We start from the raw sequence: 18,397 nt of genomic DNA, 5'->3' as shown, positions 1-18,397 counted from the left end.
CCCTCAGGCGCTGGCGAGATCGCCCGCCGGAAGGGCGATGGCGGTCTCGGGCGAGAAGGAGATCGTGAGTGCGTCGCCGGGGCTGGAACCGGCGTGGCCGTTGCTGACCTGGGTGACGCGGATTTCGCGCTCGGCCACCTTGACGATCAGGTGGCGTATCTGACCCTCGAATTCCTCGCGAAGGATTGTCGCGCCATAGCTGTTGGCAGCATTGCCGTTGTCGGTCCCAATCCCTTCTGGGCGCACGAAGACATGGCAGTCGGCGCCGACCTCCAGCTTGCGGCCCGCATTCTCGCCGGGAGCGACCTTGATCGGAGCGCCGAGCCCCGCGTCGATGGTGAGCCGGTCGCCAGCCTTTTCCAGCACCTTGCCGGGAAGGGCGTTGTTCTCGCCGACGAAGCTTGCCACGAAGCTCGTCGCCGGGCGGTCGTAGACGGACTTCGGATCGCCGACCTGCTCGATCTTGCCGCGGCTCATCACCGCGACGCGGTCCGACATGGTGAGCGCCTCGCCCTGATCGTGGGTGATGTAGATGAAGGTGAGGCCGACCTGCTTCTGGATGGCGCGCAATTCGCGGCGCATGTGCTGGCGCAGCTTGAGATCGAGCGCCGACAGCGGCTCGTCGAGGAGGAGGATATCCGGTTCGACGGCGAGCGCGCGGGCGATCGCGACGCGCTGCTTCTGACCGCCGGACATTTCGCTGACCTTCTTGTCGCCCTGACCGGGCAGGGCGATCAGCTCCAGAAGCTCGTCGGCACGCTTGCGGCGCGCCTTCTTGTCGACGCCGCGCACCTCCAGCGGAAAGGCGATGTTTTCGGCGACGGTCATCAGGGGAAAAAGCGCGAGATTCTGGAAGATCAGCGCCGTCGAGCGCTTGTTGGGACCGATGCCCTTCATGTCCTGCCCGCCGATGCGGATCTGGCCCCAGCTCGGGTCCTGAAAACCGGAGATGCAACGCAATAGCGTGGTCTTGCCGCAGCCCGACGGGCCGAGGAAGGAGAAGAATTCACCGCCCGCGATCGTGAGATGGGCATCGTCGACGGCCGTGTAGTTTCCGAAGGTTACGGAAACATGGTCCAGCGTGATGTCTTTGGTCATCCAGCCTCCGGGGGCAAAGGGGGTCGGGATCGGAACGCGGGTGCGTCCATCGTCCAGCGCCAAGCAATTGCCGCGCCGGTTGAGGCAGGAGACGTCGCCTCGGTGGCATGCAGCCGTGGAGGCCGCATGCGCCCTGTCCAGCGCCGGCTGCATGTCTTCGGGAAACGGCCAGAACCATGCGATCGGCTGGCCGAGGGGAGGCGCACCGGTGTCGGTGCTGCGTGGCTGCCGGTCACATTGCCCAGAGAACGGGCAGGCCCCGGTGCCGCTTCCTGACACCGGGGCCTGGCACCGTCAGGCGCTCGTGAACTTGTTCACGAATTCCGTGCGGGCATCGGCGTACCACTGCGGTTCGGCCGGCCAGGGGTTGAGGTTTTCCAGCGCGGCGCCCGGATAGGCCTCGGCGAAATTCTTCGCGTAGGAGGCGCCGGCGAACTTGTCGGCGCCATTGACCGGCGAATTGTAGCCGTGATGGTCGATGGCTTCGCCGGCGTATTCCGGGTTGTAGGCGTATTTCAGGAACTCGTAGATCTGGTCGATGTTCTCGGCGCCGGACGGGATCGCCATGCCGTCGACCCAGGCCATCGCGCCCTCAACCGGAGCGGCATACATCACCGGCTCGCCGGAGTTCTTCAGCGCCAGCGGCGGTCCGTCCCAGGTCTGGCCGACGATCACGCCCTCGTTGAGGAGGCCGTTCTTCTGGGTGTCGGCGTCGTTCCAAAGAACCTTGATGTTCTTCTTGCGGGCGATGCACCAGTCGGTGATCTTGGTCCAGATCGGGGTCATGTCCTCGATCGACTTGTAGGCCTTCCAGACGGAGCCGGGCTCAAGCTCGCCGATGGTCTCCATGTAGAGGCCGGCGCCAAGCATCATGGAGTGGCCGCGACCCATGGTCTTGCCGGCGTTCTCGTCCTTCCAGACGTCGCCGTAGCTCGGCAACTCGCCGGCTGGCTTGAACTTGTCGGTGCGCCAGGCGATGCCCTCGGTGCCCCAGATGTGCGGAACCCAGTAGATCGCGCCGTCGGTGAAGGCCCAGTCGGTGGAGCCGATCTTGGCCATCGCCGGGTTGACCTTGTCGATCTCGACCTTGGACATGTCGAAGGGCTGCAGCAGTTCCAGCGGCTGCCACTGCAGCGAGCGGTTGTTGGTCGGCGAGCAGATGTCGAAGCCGCGGCCCTTGGTGGCCTTCAGCTTGTTGATGATCTCCTCGTTGGAGCCGACGCCGGTGTAGTTGAGCTTGATGCCCGTGCCGTCCTGGAACGTCTTGATGAAGGTGTCGGGCAGGTAGTCGGACCACATCAGGATGTTGATCTCGCCGGAGGAGGCGAGGGCCTTCGAGCTGATGATCGCCGGCATCGCCAGCGCCGCGCCGGCCGCGACGCCGCCCTTGAGAACAGAGCGCCGCGAGGCCGACCTGTTCGAAATCCTGTCACTCATGCTGTTCCCCTTTTTGGATGGCCCCGCGCCATTCCGGTCTGTCGGAGCATGCTCGATGCTGCTTGTGGCCGAGCGCGTGCGTGATCCCCCCGCGCCCACATGCCGCAATGCAAAAAGGCTATTTCGGCGGACCTGCGGCTTCATAGATCCAAAGGCGAATTTCTATGGTGCCAGATAGCCCCAAATGCCATAAAAGCGGGCGTGGACCTTTCTTGTGCAGACCCTTGGCGGCAGCAACCCGGAATGCCCGTTCTCAATTCCCATCTCAAGGCGCCGATGACCACCGAGCGCACGCTGCAGCAGCAGGTGCACGAGCGTCTCGTCAAGGCGATCCTGCAGGGGGCGCTGAAGCCGCACGAGCCGCTGCCGTCGTCGCGCGAGTTGTCCGAACAGTTCGGCGTCTCGCGCAATACGGTCGTCCTCGTCTATCAGCGGCTCGTCGACGACGGGTATCTCACCCCGGTGCCGCGCCGGGGGCATTTCATCAACGAGCAGTATATCAAGCAGCAGCTCAGCCTTCGCGGCGACACCCGCACCGCCTCCCTGTTCGAGCCGGAGCAGAATGCCGGGATCTGGGAGAAGCGCTTCGCCATCCGCCCGACGGCCTGGCAGAACATCACCAAGCCGGCCAACTGGCGCGACTATCCCTATCCCTTCATCTACGGGCAGGTCATCCCGGACAAGATTTCGGCGGCGCGCTGGCGTGACTGCAGCCGGTTTGCCGGCACTAGCCGTCATGTCGCCGCTTGGGTGACCGATCAGGTCGACAGCGACGATCCGATACTGGTGGAGCAAATCCTGACCCAAATCCTGCCCGGCCGCGGCATCAAGGCGAGCCCGGAGGAGGTGATCGTCACCGTCGGGGCGCAGAACGCGATCTATCTGGTGGCGTGCCTGCTGACGCAGGCCTCGACGGTCGTCGGCATCGAAAGTCCCGGTTATGTCGATGCCTTCAACATTTTCCGCAGCACCGGCGCGAGCCTGAAGCCGCTCAGGATCGATGCCAGCGGTCTCGTTCTCGGCCAGCAACTGGACGGCTGCGACCTCATCTATGTCACGCCCTCGCATCAGGCGCCGACCAGCGTCACGCTCGGGCTCGACCGCCGCCTCAAGCTGATCGAGCAGGCGCGGGCGGACGATTTCCTCATTCTCGAGGACGACTACGAGCACGAACTCAACTATCTCGGCGCCCCGCATGCAGCGCTGAAGAGCTACGACAACGCCGACCGGGTGATCCATGTCGGCAGCCTCACGAAGACATTGTTTCCGGGTCTCAGGCTCGGCTTCATCGTGGCGCCGCGCGCGGTCATCTCCGAGCTTCGCGCGCTTCGCCGCCTGATGTATCGCCACCCTTCCGCGCTCGACCAGCGGGCGATGGCGATCTTCATCGCGGAGGGGCATCTGGACGGTCACATCCGGCGGGCACGCACGCAACTGGCCGCGAAATGGTCGCTGATGCTGAACGAGATCTCGCGCCGGATGCCGGAGATCTATTGTCGCGAGACGTCGGGCGGCTCGTCGCTGTGGCTGACGCTGCCGAAGGGCGTCGAGAGCTGGACGGTGCAGAAGGAGGCTGCCCGGCGCGGCGTGCTGATCGAGCCAGGCGACGTGCATTTTCTTGGCGATCTGCCGGAGCGGCGATCGATCCGGGCCGGCTTTGCGGCCATCGACAAGGACAAGATCGCGACGGGGATCGGGCTGCTGGCCGAGGCCATTGCGGCGAGCCGGCAATAGAAGCTGCCTGATTCAGGCGATCGGCCCCTCGGCTTCACCCTCGTCCTTCGAGACAGTCGCGCTGCGCCTTCCTCAGGATGGGGGTGAAGAGCAAGGCCGCCTCGGACATGGCTCCATTCTCAAAGGCCTCATCCTGAGGAGGCCCGCGAGGGCCATCTCGAAGGATGGGGCCGGGTGCCTTGGCCCCTCAGACGCTGCGGCCGAGCACCGACCGCAGGATATCGGTCATCGCCGCGATCTCTTCTTCGGTCACCGTGAGAGCCGGCGCGAAGATCAGCGCGTCGCCGGTGGCCTTTAGATGCAGGCCGGCCTTGAAAAGCTCGCGCTGGGCCCAGCTTCCCTTGGCGCCGGGAGCCGCGCCGGGCGTCAGCTGGATGCCGGACATCATGCCGTAGCCGCGAAGGTCGGAGACGTTAGGCAGGTTGCGCAGCGAGAAGACCGCGTCGAGGAAGGTGTCGGACATCGCCTTGGCGCGGGCGAAGAGGCCGTCACGCTCGTAGATGTCGAGGGTGGCGATGCCGGCGGCGCAGGCGACCGGGTGGGCGGAATAGGTGTAGCCGTGGAAGAATTCCGGCCGGTCGCCATTGGCCGCCTTGTAGACGACGTCCTGGATGGCCGAGGTCGTCGCCACCGCGCTCATCGGCACGCAGCCGTTGGTGAGCGCCTTGGCCATGGTCATGACGTCGGGCGTGACGCCAAATTCCTGGGAGGCGAAGGCCGATCCGGTGCGCCCGAATCCGGTGATGACCTCGTCGAAGACGAGCAGGATGCCGTATTTGTCGCAGGTGGCGCGCAGCTTCTGGAGATAGCCCTTCGGCGGGACGATGGTGCCGACGGAGCCGGCGATCGGCTCCACGAAGACCGCCGCGATGGTCTCGCCACCGTACGTCCTGCAAAGCTCCTCAAGATCGTCGGCAATGTCCGCGCCGGTCTCCGGTTGACCGCGGGTGTAGCGCTGCTCTTCCGTCCAGGTGTGGCGCATGTGGACGACGTCGCAGGTGACGCCCGAGAAGTCGCGCCTGTTGTTGACCATGCCGGCGAGTGACGTGCCGCCGAGGTTGACGCCATGATAGGCCCAGTTGCGCGAGACGAAGCGCGTGCGCTGGCCTTCGCCCGCCGCTCGGTGGTAGGCGAGGCAGAGCTTCATGGCCGTATCCACGGCTTCCGAGCCGGAGCCACCGAAGAACACGCGGTCGAGGCCTTCCGGCAGGATCTTGGCGAGCTTTTCGGCGAACTTGAAGGAGATCGGAGCGGCGCGCTGGAAATGCGGCGTGTAGTCGAGCGTCTTCAACTGCTCATAGACGGCTTCGGCGATCTCGGTCCGGCCATGGCCGGCGGCGCAGCAGAAAAGGCCCGACGCGCCGTCGAGGATCTCCTGGCCTTCCGGCGTCCAGTAGCGGCGGCCCTCGGCCCGCTCGAACATCTGCGGTTCTTCGTGGAAGAGGCGGTTGTTGGTGAAGGGGAGCCAGTGATGGTCCATGTTCAGCGGGGCGTTCATGATGTGGCCTCCAGAGCGATGTCTTTGTTAAACGGCTAGCTTCTCCGGTGGCCCGGGCGCTAGGTCCACGGACAGGAATCGATGGTGCCAGCGAACCGTCTGGAACCATGAATGGAGCCCGTCTGGACCTATGGGCAGTCCAGAGCCGACGGTATGACGGCATCGAACGGGCCGGGTGTCGCTCCGCCCTCGGCATCATCCCCCGCAACTCTCCGGAAGACATTCATGGCCCTTGCGGTCGCGGCCTTCGTCACGGTTCTCGCCGCCGCATTTCGCGGCATCACCGGCTATGGTTATGCCCTGATCGCCGCGCTCGGCCTTGCCGCCTTTCTGGCGCCGACCGAACTGGTGCCGCTCATCCTCGTCAACGATCTTGCGATCACCGTGCTCATCCTGCTCGATCGCAAGCATGGCGCCGTCGACTGGTCCGTCGCCGGATGGTTGCTCGCGGCCGGATTTGCCGGCGCGATCGTCGGAGGCACCCTTTCGGGTTTCCTGGACGAGGCGACGGCCCGCATGCTCATTGCCGCTGTCGTTCTCGTTGCCGCGCTGGTCGCCCTCGTGCGCGAGCCGCCGGCCTTTCTGGCAAGCCGCGGCTTCGGCGTCGCGATCGGTTTCGTGGTCGGCGTGGCGCTCGGCGCCTTCGGTGTCGGTGGCCCGCTGATCGCCGCCTGGATCCTTGCCGGCGGCACGAAACGGCAGGCGGTGCGCGGCACGCTCGCCGTCTTCTTCGGCGCGGTCGACCTGTTCGGGATCGCGACCCATGCCGCGCTCGGTCACATCGGCTCCGAGCTCTTCACGCTGCTGCTCTTCTGCCTGCCGCTGACGCTGGCCGGATACGGCATCGGCTATGTCGTGCACAAGCGGCTCTCCCCCGCCGCCTGGCACCGGATTTCCACCGGCGGACTGGTCGCCATCGCTCTTGTCGGTGCGATCCAGACCGCGCAACTCCTCATCACCTGACAGACAACCGGGAGGCTTTCATGTCCAAAATCGCCCTGATCACCGGAGCGTCCGCCGGCTTCGGCACCGCCATCGCCCGCCGTTTTGCCAAGGAAGGCTGGACGCTGATCTTGACCGGCCGGCGGCAGGACCGTCTCGACGCCCTCGTCGAAGAGTTCGGCGGCCGGGAAAAAGCCTTTCCGCTCTGCTTCGACATTCGCGACGAAGCAGCGACCCGCGCGGCCCTTGAGAGCCTGCCGCCGGCATTTAGCACAATCGATGCGCTGATCAACAATGCCGGTCTAGCGCTCGGCACCGGGCCGATCCAGGAGTGCGACCTCGATCAGTGGAAGACGATGATCGACACCAACGTGACCGGGCTCGTCACCATCACGCGTCTGCTCATCGACGGGATCATCGCGCAGGGCGGCCTGATCGTGAACCTTTCGTCGATTGCCGCCCATTGGCCCAACCGGGGCGGCAATACCTATGCCGGCACCAAGGCCTTCGTGCGCCAGTTCTCGCTTGGCCTGCGGTCCGATCTTCACGGAACGGGTGTGCGCGTCACGTCGATTGAGCCCGGCCTGTCGGAGAGCGAATTCACCATCGTGCGGACCGGCGGCAGCCAGGAAGCCTATGACAAGCTCTATGGCGGTGCCGACGCCTTGCAGCCGGAGGACATCGCCGAGACAATCCATTGGGTCGCCTCGCTCCCGGCCCACGTGAACATCAACAGCATCGAGATCATGCCGGTGAGCCAGTCCTGGGCGCCGTATCAGGTCCACCGCAAGCCCGCCGCGTCCTGACGGACCGGCGGTGCGGCCTCAGTCGCTTTCCTTTTGCGCGTTCCACAGGATCGCGACGCCGATGAGCGCGGAAAGGATGGAGGCGGCGAAGATCGCGATCTTTGCGGCGGCGAAATCGGCCGGCACGGGGAAGGCCTCGCCGGCGATGAAGAGCGACATGGTGAAGCCGATGCCGGCAAGCGCGCCGGCGCCCACCAGCTGACGCCAGGAATATTCCGCCGGTTTGACGGCGATGCCCATTCGCACCGCGAGGGCGGCGGCAAGCGTCAGCCCAACCGGCTTTCCGACGCTGAGGCCGAGGACGATGGCGAGGAACATCGGTAGGTGGCCATTCCAGGCGCTGCCCGAGAACTCGACGCCTGCGTTGGCGAGCGCGAACAGCGGCAGGATGGCGAAGCTGGACCGGACGACCGCATGGCGCAGCAGGCGGGCTGAGGGCGACTCCAACCGGTCGTGGATCGCATCGAGCGAGCGCAGGGCCGGGGAGGAGGGGCCATGGCGCAGGACCTCGCGGCCCTGCAGCGCCTCGGCCGAAATGATCGTCGTCGCCTGCACCATCAGCGCGCGGTAGTTGGGCGGCTGCCGCGCGGGGATGAAGAGCGCCAGGATCACGCCGGCCAGCGTCGCATGCAGGCCCGAGGCATGGACGAAGGCCCAGAGCACGAGACCGACGAGCATGTAGGGGGCGACGCGGTAGATCCGCATCTTGTTGAGAAGCGCAAGAGCGCCGGTGGCGAGAACCGCGCCGGCCATCGGCATCAGATGCAGGTCGGAGGAATAGAAGACCGCGACGACGAGAATGCCGCCGATATCGTCGACGATGGCGGCGGCGGTGAGAAGGACGCGCAGTTCGACGGGCACCCTTCGGCCCATCACGACGATGAGCGCCACGGCGAAGGCGGTGTCGGTCGCCATCGGAATGCCCCAGCCCGCCTGCCAGGGACCGGCGGGAATGATGGCGAGATAGATGAGAACTGGCACGACCATGCCGCCGAGAGCCCCCGCAATCGGCAGGGCCGCCGAGCGCTTTCCGGCGAGGTGACCGACGGTGAACTCGCGCTTGATCTCGAGGCCGACGACCAGGAAGAAGAAGGTCAAGAGGCCGTCGTTGACCCAGTGGAGCAGCGAAAGGCCGAAATAGGCGTCGTTGAAGGCGAGACCGAATTCGTGGTGCCAGAAATTCTCGAAGGCCGGACCTGCGGGGGAGTTGGTGGCGACGACGGCGATGATCGTTGCCAGCAGGAGAAGCAGACCGGCTGACGGACCCCAGCTCACGAAATCGAGGGCCGCCGTCTGCACGCGGTGGCCGAGGCGGCCGACCATGGCGTCGGCGAGCGAGTTCTCATCCCACGGGCCATCGTAGCGGCGGCTGTTGATGAAGAAGGTGGGCGTGAACATGACGCCGCTCGCCCGGGCGCTGCGCTCGTCCGCCTCGACGCGGGCCCGCGCCCGTTCGACGGCGTCGTGGTCCTCGCGCGCCTCCTCGTCCTCGATCCCGAGATCGAGCGCGACCGCGGCAAGATCCTCTTCCGTCAGGTCGTGCGACCGCGTCATCAGCTTGATGTGGGCGTTCCAGAAGCTTTCCGGGTCGGGCGCGCGCTCGACGAGTTCGGCCGCCCGGCGGGCAAGGTCGATGCCGGTGAGGGGGCGATGGCGGAAGACATAGCGCATCCGCTCGCCGAATTCGTCGCGCAGTTCGGCGATCCGCTCGTTGGCGGCGCGGCAGTGCGGGCAGGCATAGCTGCCGTATTCGACCAGCGTGATCTGCGCATCGGCATGCCCAAGGATATGGTCTCGGGTGTCGTCGACGGCGCGGTCAAGGCGGTTGGTCAGGGACGCAGAATTCATCCGGGCTCCAGGGGCGGCAATGAAGCAGGGATATAGAGAAGGTTCCCCTGGTTTCGTCAATGCATTCGGTTGGCTTGAACACAGCTTCCGCAGGCCCTGACCGAGGGCCGGGTGGCCCTCGGCCAATCGTGTTGCTCAGACCAGGCCGCCGTTGGCGCGCAGGGTCTGGCCGTTGATCCAGCCGCCGTCCGGGCCGGCGAGGAAGGCGACCGCGCTGGCAATGTCCTCCGGTTCGCCGAGCCGTTCCAGCGGCGCCATCCTGGCGAGTTGATCGATCAGTTCCGGGCTCTTGCCGTTCAGGAACAGCTCCGTTGCGACCGGGCCGGGGGCGATGGCGTTGACCGTGATGTTGCGGCCGCGCAGTTCCTTGGAGAGGATCGCGGTCAGGGCTTCGACGGCCGCCTTCGTCGCCGTGTAGACGCCATAGCCGGGCAGCTTTGTGCCCACGACCGACGTTGAGAGATTGACGATCCTGCCACCGTCCTGCATGCGCCGGGCCGCCTCGCGCAGGGTGTTGAAGGTGCCCTTGAGGTTGATGTCGACGATACTATCGAAGAGCGCATCTGAACTTTCCGCTACCGGGGCAAGCTGCATGATGCCGGCCGAGTTGACTAGCACCGAAGGGATGCCAAGGGCCTCCTCCGTGCGGTCGAAGAGGGCGGCGACCTCCGCCGGGTTGCTGACGTCGGCCTTTGCCGCAAGCGCCCGTCCGCCGGCTGCCTCGATATCAGCGACGACCTCGAGGGCTGCCTTTTCGTTGCCGGCATAGTTGACGACCACTGCAAAGCCATCGGTCGCGAGCCGCCTGGATATCGCGGCGCCTATGCCGCGCGACCCGCCGGTCACGATTGCGATTTTCTGGTCCGGGTTGCTCATGTCTCATCTCCTTCGATTGCGTGGGGCGGCCAGTCGCTGGCCGTTGCCCGGAAGATGGACTGCGGAGTATGATCGGACAATTGACTTAAATTCGGCTTCTCTGTTCGGAAATTTCGGATAATGGATCGTATCGACGACATGCGCCTCTTCATCCGGGTGGTGGAGACGCGGAGCTTTCGCGGGGCGGCACGGGATTTGGGATTGCCGGCCTCCACGGTGACCGATGCGGTGAAGCGGATGGAGGCGCGGCTTGGCGTGCGGCTGCTGGAGCGGACGACACGCGTCGTCGCGCCAACGCTGGACGGCGAGGCCTGGTACCGGCGCAGCCTTCGGATCGTCTCGGAGATGGAGGATGCGGAGGCGGCCTTCCGGTCGGGGCCGCCAAAGGGCCGGCTTCACGTCAATGCCCACGGAACGCTGGCGCGACATTTCCTGATCCCGCGCCTGCCGGATTTTCTCGAACGCTATCCGGAGATCGACCTGCTTTTTTCGGAGGGGGACCGCATCGTCGATCTCGTCCGCGAGGGCGTCGATTGCGTGGTGAGGGCGGGCATTCCGGCCGATAGCGACCTGATCGCACGCCGGCTCGGCACGCTTGCCGAGATCACCGTGGCCTCGCCGGACTATCTCGCCCGACACGGCGTTCCGAAGCATCCCGACGACCTCGATGGCCACAGGATGGTCGGCTTCCTGTCGTCGCGGACGGGCGCGCCGCTGCCGCTGGAGTTCGACTTAGGCGAGCGGGTGATTGAGCGCCGCCTGCCGGTGTCGGTGATGTTCACGGCGGCAGAATCCATGGTCGCGGCCGCCCGGCTCGGCCTCGGCCTGATCCAGGTGCCGCGCTACCGTCTCGATGCGGATTTGAAGGCCGGGACGCTTGTCGAGGTGCTGGCGTCGACACCGCCGACGCCGACGCCCGTTTCGGCGCTCTATCCGCGCGACCGGCAGCTGTCGCCGCGGGTGCGGGTCTTTCTCGACTGGCTGCGCGAGATCGATTTCGCGGCGGCCGGTTAGCGCAAAGCTTTTATTTTGTCGCGAATCCGGACGGAAAACCGGTTCCCACCCTCATCTTCACGAGGGCATGCTTTTCCTGGATTTGCTCAGGCGCCTGCCGACACCACCTTCGACATCACATACTGCGCGAATTCGAAGTTCGGGCGTTCCAGATGCGACAACTGGCCCGGCTCCGACATGCGGCTGCAAAGGCCGCGATAGACCCGTTCGGTGCAGCCGCGATCCTCGACGTTGACGTCATCCAGCAGCGCCTTGACCTTGGCGAGATGCTCGGCCGCCTCCGGGTCGCCGAGGTAGTCGGTCGACATGCCGCCGCCATAGATGATCTTCACGCCCCCCGGTCCATCGGGATGGAGCGAGAGATACCAGAAGTAGCCGGGCGTCAGGGTGATGAAGAGGGCCGGGTAGATGGACAGCAGCCAGGTGCGGCGGCGCTCGTCGCCTGTGAGCTTCGTGTTCTTCGGGTGGGCGAGGGCCAGCGGGATCGAGTCGTCCTTCAGGATCCAGTGGTAGTTGAAGGTCTCGAAGCCCGGCGGGCAGTGCATCTCTTCCAGCTTGGAGGAATGACCGATGGTGCCGGAGTGGCAGGCCGGCAGGTGGTAGCTCTCCATGAAATTCTCGCCGAGCACCTTCCAGTTGGTGTCCCAGCGATGTTCCTCGCGAAACGTCTCGCGATAGTCCGTCATGTCGAGGTTACCGAGAAGCTCGGCGACCTGACCGAACTGCTCGCTGGTCGGCTTGGCGTCCGGATCAAGGCTGACCATGATCCAGCCCTGCCACTCCTCGCAGCGGACGGGGGGCAGGCGGTGGTCCTCGCGGCGGAAGTCGGTGTTCTGGTTCATGGCCGGGGCGCCGCGCAGGCGACCGTCGAGGCCATAGGTCCAGGCGTGATAGGGGCAAACGAGGGCCTTGGCGTTGCCGCAGCCTTCCATGATGGTCGACATGCGGTGGCGGCAGACATTCGACATCGCGCGAAGCTGGCCGTCGCCGTCGCGCAGGATGATGATCGGCTCGCCGGCGATCTCCATCGTTCTGTAGTCGCCGGGCTTTTTCAGGCTGTCGGCGCGTCCGGCGCAAATCCATTCGCGGGAGAAGATCGTTTCGAGTTCCGCCTTGAGGAAGGCTTCGGTCGTGTAGACGCTCTTCGGCATGGCGTGGGCCTGCTCGAAGGGCGTGGAGACGTTTTCGGAAAGCTCTTCGATCGGGTTCGTGCGAATGTTCATGATCGCTCCGCCTCTTGCCTGCCCGAAGCCACCGGCGATCGAGGAAACGATGGGGCCGATGCCTGCCAAAGCAATTGTATAGGCATATTGTTAGAGCATTGCCGGCCGGTGGTCCATGGCTTTGACAATCGCTTTCGGTCCGGGACGGGTCAAGGAGCGAGCGTGCGATATCCGCGCGCGAAATAGCTCAATCCGCCGGATGGCTGCCCAAGGCCGATGGCGACGACCTCGCCATAGAAGACATCGTGAGTGCCGACGCTGTGACGGGCCGTCACGCGGCAGGCGAAGGAACTGAGGGCGCCGACGAGCGCGGGGGAACCGGTGGCAAGATCGTACCAGTCCCCGGCGGCAAAGCGTTCGTCCATAGCCGTCTTGCCGCCGAAGGCCGCCGCCACCGCCTCCATGTCGGCCGCCAGCGTGTTGACGCAGAATTGCCCGTTGGCGACGAGCGCCGGATAGGCGGCCGTTGTCCGCTTGACGCAGACAAGGAGTGTCGGCGGTGTATCGGTGACGCTCGACACCGCCGTTGCGGTCATGCCCGCGCGGCCGGCCGGTCCGTCGGTGGTGATGACATGCACGGCGGAGGCAACGCGCGCCATGGCCTCGCGGTAGGCCTTGTCGTCCGGCGCGCGAAGGATGTCGGCGTCTTCCACGAAGGAGGTGGGGAGGGCGAGGGCTGGCTGGGTCATGCAACGATCTTTCGCGACTGGACAGGCTGGGATGCGATTTCGAGCGTATGCAAAAATCAGCAAAATGCATGCCGATTGGTAGCGATCCATCGGCACGGGAGAGGTGCCGTTTCGGCATTGGGGGAGCGGAATGGGAAACGGCTGGAGTGGTGGATGGGGCCGAAATGCGCGGGCAATGCCGCGTCAGCGCCGGAATCCCGGTCTCGCTCTCGGTCCTCGCGGACCTGCGTTCTGCGTCCGTCCGGCCATGGTGTAGGCCTGAGTCGGTGACGGTTCCGGGCGATAGGACGCCGCAGACCGTGCCGTTCGGCGACCGGGCAAGCGCCGTGCGGTTGCGCATTTAATATGCATATGAAAACATAATGTGTGCAAATTTCTAATTTATGCATGCAAATAAGAATCGCAGTGAAATCCATTCGGCGAATGGGATTTTCATAAGTATCTGTTTTGTATTGATGAAATTGGGCTTCTTTCGCCTTTTTCGAAGGTTGCGGTTGCCCTGCGCGTGCGGGAGGCTTGGCATATGTCTTGCTGACCCGAATTGGTGCCCGCCGGTCGTGGTGGGCGCTTGGGATCGAGACCCGGGGTCGGTTGGCGTGCAACACGCCGGGCCGGGTTCATGCGGGATATAGCGAGTGACACATGTCATGCATGTCGTTGGCGCAATGCCGGTTCCGGCCTTGCGTGCGGCATGTTCCAGAGGAGACAGGATTGTGAGCGCAGTGATGGCGAACCGGCCGGAGGCCATGGACGAGAGCGAATGGGATGCCCGCGTGAAGCTGGCGGCCAGCTACCGGATGGTGGCCCGTCTCGGCATGGACGATCTCATCTACAACCATATCTCGCTGCGCGTGCCCGGCCACGAGGACCAGTTCCTGATCAACCCCTACGGCCTGCTCTTCAGCGAGATCACGGCCTCCAGCCTCGTCAAGATCGACACCGAGGGCCGGAAGATCGCCGAGAGCCCTTATGAGGTGAACGTCGCGGCCTTCGTCATCCATGCGGCGATCCACAAGAGCCGGCATGACGCGGCCTGCGTGTTGCACACCCATTCCGATGCAAGCGTCGCTGTCTCGGGTCAGGACAAGGGATTGCTACCGCTCAGCCAGTTCGCGATGCGCTTTTATGACCGGCAGGGCTTTCACGACTACGAGGGCGTCGCCATCGATCTCGACGAGCAGACGCGCCTCGTGCGCGACCTCGGCAGCCACCCGGTCATGCTGATGCGCAACCACGGCATCCTGACCGTCGGGCGGACGCCGGGCGAGGCCTTCATGCTGCTCTACTATTTCGAGCGGGCGGCGAAGATCCAGCTTGCGATGCAGGCGGCTGCCCCCTCGGCCGGGCCGCTGGTGCTGCCGACGCATGAGGTCTGCGAAAAGGCGGCGCGGCAGTTCTGGGAACTCCAGGGCGACATTCTCATCCCCGGCGAGCGCGAATGGCCCGCGCTGATGCGGGATCTCGACCGGCACGACCCGAGCTACCGCACCTGACGACCGGCGGCATCGAGGCCGCAGCGTCATTCCCCGTTCTCCTGTTTCCATAGAAGTCCAAGGCTTTTTCATGCCCCGCCAGATGCACCTCGGTCTCTTCATTCTCGGCACCGGCAGCCATATCGCCGGCTGGCGCTATCCCGGCGCGGTGAAGAGTTTCCAGGATTTTTCCGCCGTTGCCGACATCGCTCGCACAGCCGAGCGCGGCAAGTTCGACCTCATTTTCATGGGCGACAATCTCAACGCCGATCCGGCCGCACATCCGTCCTATACGCTTCGGCTCGAACCCCTGACGATGCTGGCCGCCGTTGCGACGGCCACCAAGCATATCGGGCTCGGGGCCACCGTCTCGACGACCTATTCCGATCCTTTCTCGGTCGCCCGCGTCTTCGCCTCGCTCGACCATATCAGCGGCGGCCGTGCGGCCTGGAACGCGGTGACGACCGCCAATCCGGCGGCGGCGGCGAATTTCGGCACGGTCCATCCCGACCATGCCCGCCGCTACGAGATGGCCGGCGAGTTCATCGACGTCGTTACCGGCCTCTGGGATTGTTGGGAGGACGATGCGGTGGTCGCCGATGTCGAGAGCGGCGTCTACATCGATCCCGCGAAGGTCCATTCGCTGGACCATGAGGGGGCCTTCTTCAAGGTGAAGGGGCCGGTGAACATCGGCCGCGCGCCACAGGGCCGGCCGATCATCCTGCAGGCGGGCGGATCGGAGCCCGGTCAGCAACTCGCCGCGCGGACCGCGGATGTCGTCTTTTCCGTGGTGCAGGAGATCGGCGAGGCCCGCAAGGGCTACGCGTCGCTGAAGGATCGCCTTGCCGGCTTCGGCCGCGCGCCGGAGGACGTGACGGTGCTGCCGGGCGTGATGCCGGTCGTCGGGCGCACGGACGAGGAGGCCTTCGAGACGCTGGCCGTGCTGCAGGGCTTCATCGACTCGTCCAACGGCTTGGCGCTGCTCTCGGATCGCCTCGGCATCGACATGAGCGGCTACGACCTCGACGGACCGATCCCGGATATTCCGCTGCCCGACACCTACCACAGCTTCGCCAGCGTGATGCTGTCCAAGGCGCGGCGCGAAAACATGAAGCTGCGCGACCTCTACAATCTGACGGCGGCGGCGCGCGGCCACTGGGTGCTCTGCGGTTCGCCGACGACGATCGCCGACACGCTGGAGGAATGGTTCACGACCGGGGCCGCCGACGGCTTCAACGTGATGCCGCCCTTCTTCCACAAGGGGTTCGAGGATTTCGTCGACCTCGTCGTGCCGGAATTGCAGCGGCGCGGGCTCTTCCGCACCGAATACGGGGGCAAGACGCTGCGCGACAATCTTGGCCTTGCAAGGCCCGCCTGAGCGTGGAGGCGCAATGAGCGGCACGCCCGCTCCCTTCCTTGAAACGGGCAGCGGCCCGGCCGTGATCCTCATTCACGGCTGGTGCTGCGACGGCGAATTCTGGCGGCCTCAGCTTGAAGGGATTGATGGTTTCCGCCTGATCGCGCCGGAGTTTCCGCCGGGCGCGACGATCGAGGACCGCGCGGATCTGGTGCTGGGGCTCGTCGAAGAGCTGAACCTTGAGGATGTCGTGCTGGTCGGCCATTCGATGGGCGGGCCCGTCGCCATCGAGACAGCCATTCTGCTGGGGCTGTGCTGCCGAGGGATTGTCGGCGTCGACACGTTCACCGACCCGCGCTTCTATCTGCCACTCGATGCGACCGTGCGCGAGCAGCGCCTTGCCTATTTCCGCAATGCCTTCGAGGGCACGATGCGGGGGATGATCGAGACGATCACGGCGCCCGCGACGGAGCCTAGCGTGCGCAACTGGATTGCCGACCGCATGGCCTCCCGTCCACCGGCCGATGCCTTGCGTTCGCTTGCGTCCTTGCTCGACTACGATATCTCGCAGCGCTGGCCGCTTCTGCGGTGTCCGGCGGCGACCATCAACGCCGCGATGTTGATGGGGGAGGGCGACGAGAGCCTGATCCCTACGCTCACGGACCTCAAGGTGATCCGCATGGCGGGTGTCGGGCACTTTCCGATGCTGGAGGCGCCCGATGCCTTCAATCGTCTGCTCGGCGCGGCGCTCAGTCCGATGCCGGCCGAATAGCCGTCACCCCGCCTTGGCGATCGGCTCGGCGAGCTTGGCCGCCTTCTTCTTCGACGTCTTGATGATCGAGCCACGTGCGGCGATGCCGCCGTCGATGGTGACGATCGTGCCGGTGATGTAGCCGGCGCGGGGCGAGGCAAGGAAGACCATCAGGTCGGCGACCTCTTCCGGCGTTGCCGGACGGCCGCCCGGATAGTCGTCGAACAGTTCTTCCCAGCGGCTCTCGTCGCCATGGCGGTCGAAGGCGCGGCGCTTCATCAGCTTGATCATGCGATCGGTCGCGACCGGGCCCGGATTGACGCCGACGACGCGGACGCCATCGTCGAGGCTGACGCCGCCAAGAGCGCGGGTGAAGGCCATCAGCGCCGCGTTGCCGGTGGAGCCGGCGATATAGTCGGCGTCCCAGTTTTCGCCGGAATTGCCGATGTCGTTTATGATGACGCCGGAGCCCTTTTTCTGCATGCGGGCGAAATAGGCTTTGGTCAGCTCCATGTAGCCGAAGACCTTGAGCGCGAAGCCGCGACGGACAGCGGCAGGCTCCAGCGAATCGAGCGGACCGGAGGGGATGTCGCCGGCGTTGTTGATGAGGATATCGACGTCGCCGACGGTTTCGGCCAGGCTCTCCATGGCGCCGTCGGCGCCAAGGTCGACGGCATGAACCGTGACCGAAACGCCGTATTCGGCTTCGATTTCCACCTTGGCGGCTTCAAGCGCCGGGCCATTGCGGGCGGCAAGATGAAGGCTGCATCCCTCGGCGGCGAAGGCGCGGGCGGCGGAAAGGCCGATGCCCTTCGATGCCCCGGTGATGAGAACGGTCTTGCCTTCAAGGTCAAGCTTCATGGATGTCGTCCCACTTCGTGTTTTTGACGGTCAGCGTGTAAATTTCAGGCCAGCATCAGGCCCTTGGGCAGGGCGGCGATGAAGTCGGCCATGTCGTCGCCAAGCAGCATTACGTGGTCGCTGGCGGCCTTGAAGGCGCCCTCCGCGTCGGCCTTCTCGATCGCCGTCATGATCTTCTCGTGCTCGCCGATGGTGGAGGCCATGCGGCCCGGCTGGTAGGTGACGTAGCGGCGGTAGGCGGCGACGCGCTTGCGCAGGGCGCGGGTCTGCTGGGCGATGAACTGGGCATGCGAGGCGTCGTAGAGCACCTCGTGGAATTCGCGGTTGATGTCGTAGAAGCGCGATGGGTCGCCGTCTTCGAGCGCCTCGACGAGCCGGGCGTGGATCGCCCGCATTTCGGCCTTCTGGGCGACCGTGGCGCGGCGCGCGGCGAGCTTGGCGCAGAGGCCTTCCATGGCCGCCATCATCTCGAACATCTCGATCAGGACCGGGATGGAGATCGAGGCGACGGTAACGCCCTGACGGCCGCGCACCTCGACAAGGCCCATGGCGGCGAGCGCCTTCAGGGCCTCGCGAACGGGTGTGCGGGAGACCTTGAAGCGGGCGGCAAGCTCGGCCTCGTCCAGCCGTTCGCCCGGCTGCAGTTCGGCGCTGACGATCATTTCCTCAAGCTTGGCACGCAGTTCCTCCGAGCGCGTGCCGGCGCGCAAGGTTCCGGGCTCCGTGCTGGCGATCTCCAGTATCGACGCCTCAGTCATCGTTTCACTCTCTTTCGTGCCGTTCCGGTCTTT

16 protein-coding genes are annotated in these 18,397 nt (G+C 65.3%); 7 read left to right on the top strand and 9 right to left on the bottom strand.

What is annotated here, in order from left to right; translation table 11 throughout:
- Positions 1 to 3: 3 nt before the first annotated feature.
- Complete coding sequence (locus tag HDIA_RS16505; protein WP_099558958.1) at positions 4 to 1,098, bottom strand: ABC transporter ATP-binding protein; 1,095 nt, start codon at positions 1,096 to 1,098, stop codon at positions 4 to 6.
- 294 nt (positions 1,099 to 1,392) lie between these two features.
- Entirely contained in the window at positions 1,393 to 2,535 is a 1,143-nt protein-coding gene (locus tag HDIA_RS16500; protein ID WP_099557156.1) for an extracellular solute-binding protein, read from the bottom strand.
- 243 nt (positions 2,536 to 2,778) lie between these two features.
- Here HDIA_RS16500 and pdxR point away from each other — a divergent pair, with 243 nt between their 5' ends.
- Positions 2,779 to 4,269: a MocR-like pyridoxine biosynthesis transcription factor PdxR gene (pdxR, locus tag HDIA_RS16495; RefSeq protein WP_197708041.1), complete on the top strand. Its 1,491-nt coding sequence runs from the start codon at positions 2,779 to 2,781 to the stop codon at positions 4,267 to 4,269.
- Between the two features lie 187 nt (positions 4,270 to 4,456).
- Here the strand turns inward: pdxR and aptA are convergent, their stop codons facing one another.
- Positions 4,457 to 5,767: an omega-aminotransferase AptA gene (gene aptA, locus HDIA_RS16490; protein ID WP_099557155.1), complete on the bottom strand. Its 1,311-nt coding sequence runs from the start codon at positions 5,765 to 5,767 to the stop codon at positions 4,457 to 4,459.
- 225 nt (positions 5,768 to 5,992) lie between these two features.
- On the opposite strand from aptA, the gene HDIA_RS16485 reads away from it, so the two are divergent.
- Entirely contained in the window at positions 5,993 to 6,730 is a 738-nt protein-coding gene (locus HDIA_RS16485; protein ID WP_157775695.1) for a sulfite exporter TauE/SafE family protein, read from the top strand.
- 20 nt (positions 6,731 to 6,750) lie between these two features.
- The gene (locus tag HDIA_RS16480; RefSeq protein ID WP_099557153.1) at positions 6,751 to 7,515 is read left to right on the top strand and encodes an SDR family NAD(P)-dependent oxidoreductase; all 765 of its coding nucleotides are present in this window, start codon (positions 6,751 to 6,753) and stop codon (positions 7,513 to 7,515) included.
- Between the two features lie 18 nt (positions 7,516 to 7,533).
- Here the strand turns inward: HDIA_RS16480 and nhaA are convergent, their stop codons facing one another.
- Positions 7,534 to 9,363 carry a Na+/H+ antiporter NhaA gene (nhaA, locus tag HDIA_RS16475; RefSeq protein WP_099557152.1) on the bottom strand — a complete coding sequence of 610 codons (1,830 nt, stop codon included), beginning with the start codon at positions 9,361 to 9,363 and terminating at the stop codon, positions 7,534 to 7,536.
- Between the two features lie 135 nt (positions 9,364 to 9,498).
- Positions 9,499 to 10,239: an SDR family oxidoreductase gene (locus tag HDIA_RS16470; protein ID WP_099557151.1), complete on the bottom strand. Its 741-nt coding sequence runs from the start codon at positions 10,237 to 10,239 to the stop codon at positions 9,499 to 9,501.
- Positions 10,240 to 10,359: 120 nt separating this feature from the next.
- On the opposite strand from HDIA_RS16470, the gene HDIA_RS16465 reads away from it, so the two are divergent.
- Positions 10,360 to 11,253, top strand: a complete 894-nt coding sequence (locus tag HDIA_RS16465; RefSeq protein ID WP_099557150.1) for a LysR family transcriptional regulator — start codon at positions 10,360 to 10,362, stop codon at positions 11,251 to 11,253.
- Between the two features lie 86 nt (positions 11,254 to 11,339).
- On the opposite strand, the gene HDIA_RS16460 is transcribed toward HDIA_RS16465, so the two are convergent.
- Entirely contained in the window at positions 11,340 to 12,476 is a 1,137-nt protein-coding gene (locus HDIA_RS16460) for an aromatic ring-hydroxylating oxygenase subunit alpha (protein WP_099558956.1), read from the bottom strand.
- 149 nt (positions 12,477 to 12,625) lie between these two features.
- Positions 12,626 to 13,165, bottom strand: a complete 540-nt coding sequence (locus HDIA_RS16455) for a flavin reductase (protein ID WP_099557149.1) — start codon at positions 13,163 to 13,165, stop codon at positions 12,626 to 12,628.
- Between the two features lie 725 nt (positions 13,166 to 13,890).
- On the opposite strand from HDIA_RS16455, the gene HDIA_RS16450 reads away from it, so the two are divergent.
- The 3 genes from HDIA_RS16450 (at position 13,891) to HDIA_RS16440 (ending at position 16,766) form a co-directional block, all read left to right on the top strand.
- On the top strand, positions 13,891 to 14,658 hold the full coding sequence (locus HDIA_RS16450) for a class II aldolase/adducin family protein (protein ID WP_162292702.1): 768 nt from the start codon (positions 13,891 to 13,893) through the stop codon (positions 14,656 to 14,658).
- 70 nt (positions 14,659 to 14,728) lie between these two features.
- On the top strand, positions 14,729 to 16,015 hold the full coding sequence (locus HDIA_RS16445; RefSeq protein ID WP_099557147.1) for an LLM class flavin-dependent oxidoreductase: 1,287 nt from the start codon (positions 14,729 to 14,731) through the stop codon (positions 16,013 to 16,015).
- 13 nt (positions 16,016 to 16,028) lie between these two features.
- Positions 16,029 to 16,766, top strand: coding sequence for an alpha/beta fold hydrolase (locus HDIA_RS16440; RefSeq protein ID WP_099557146.1), 738 nt, complete (start codon positions 16,029 to 16,031; stop codon positions 16,764 to 16,766).
- 3 nt (positions 16,767 to 16,769) lie between these two features.
- On the opposite strand, the gene HDIA_RS16435 is transcribed toward HDIA_RS16440, so the two are convergent.
- Positions 16,770 to 17,606: an SDR family oxidoreductase gene (locus tag HDIA_RS16435; protein ID WP_099557145.1), complete on the bottom strand. Its 837-nt coding sequence runs from the start codon at positions 17,604 to 17,606 to the stop codon at positions 16,770 to 16,772.
- A gap of 44 nt (positions 17,607 to 17,650) precedes the next feature.
- On the bottom strand, positions 17,651 to 18,364 hold the full coding sequence (locus tag HDIA_RS16430; RefSeq protein ID WP_099557144.1) for a GntR family transcriptional regulator: 714 nt from the start codon (positions 18,362 to 18,364) through the stop codon (positions 17,651 to 17,653).
- Positions 18,365 to 18,397 lie beyond the last annotated feature (33 nt).

The organism is Hartmannibacter diazotrophicus, from assembly GCF_900231165.1.
In the GTDB taxonomy this organism is placed as follows: Bacteria; Pseudomonadota; Alphaproteobacteria; order Rhizobiales; family Pleomorphomonadaceae; genus Hartmannibacter; species Hartmannibacter diazotrophicus.
Note: the sequence above shows the minus strand (reverse complement) of the source record. Positions and strands in the feature narration are given on the sequence as shown.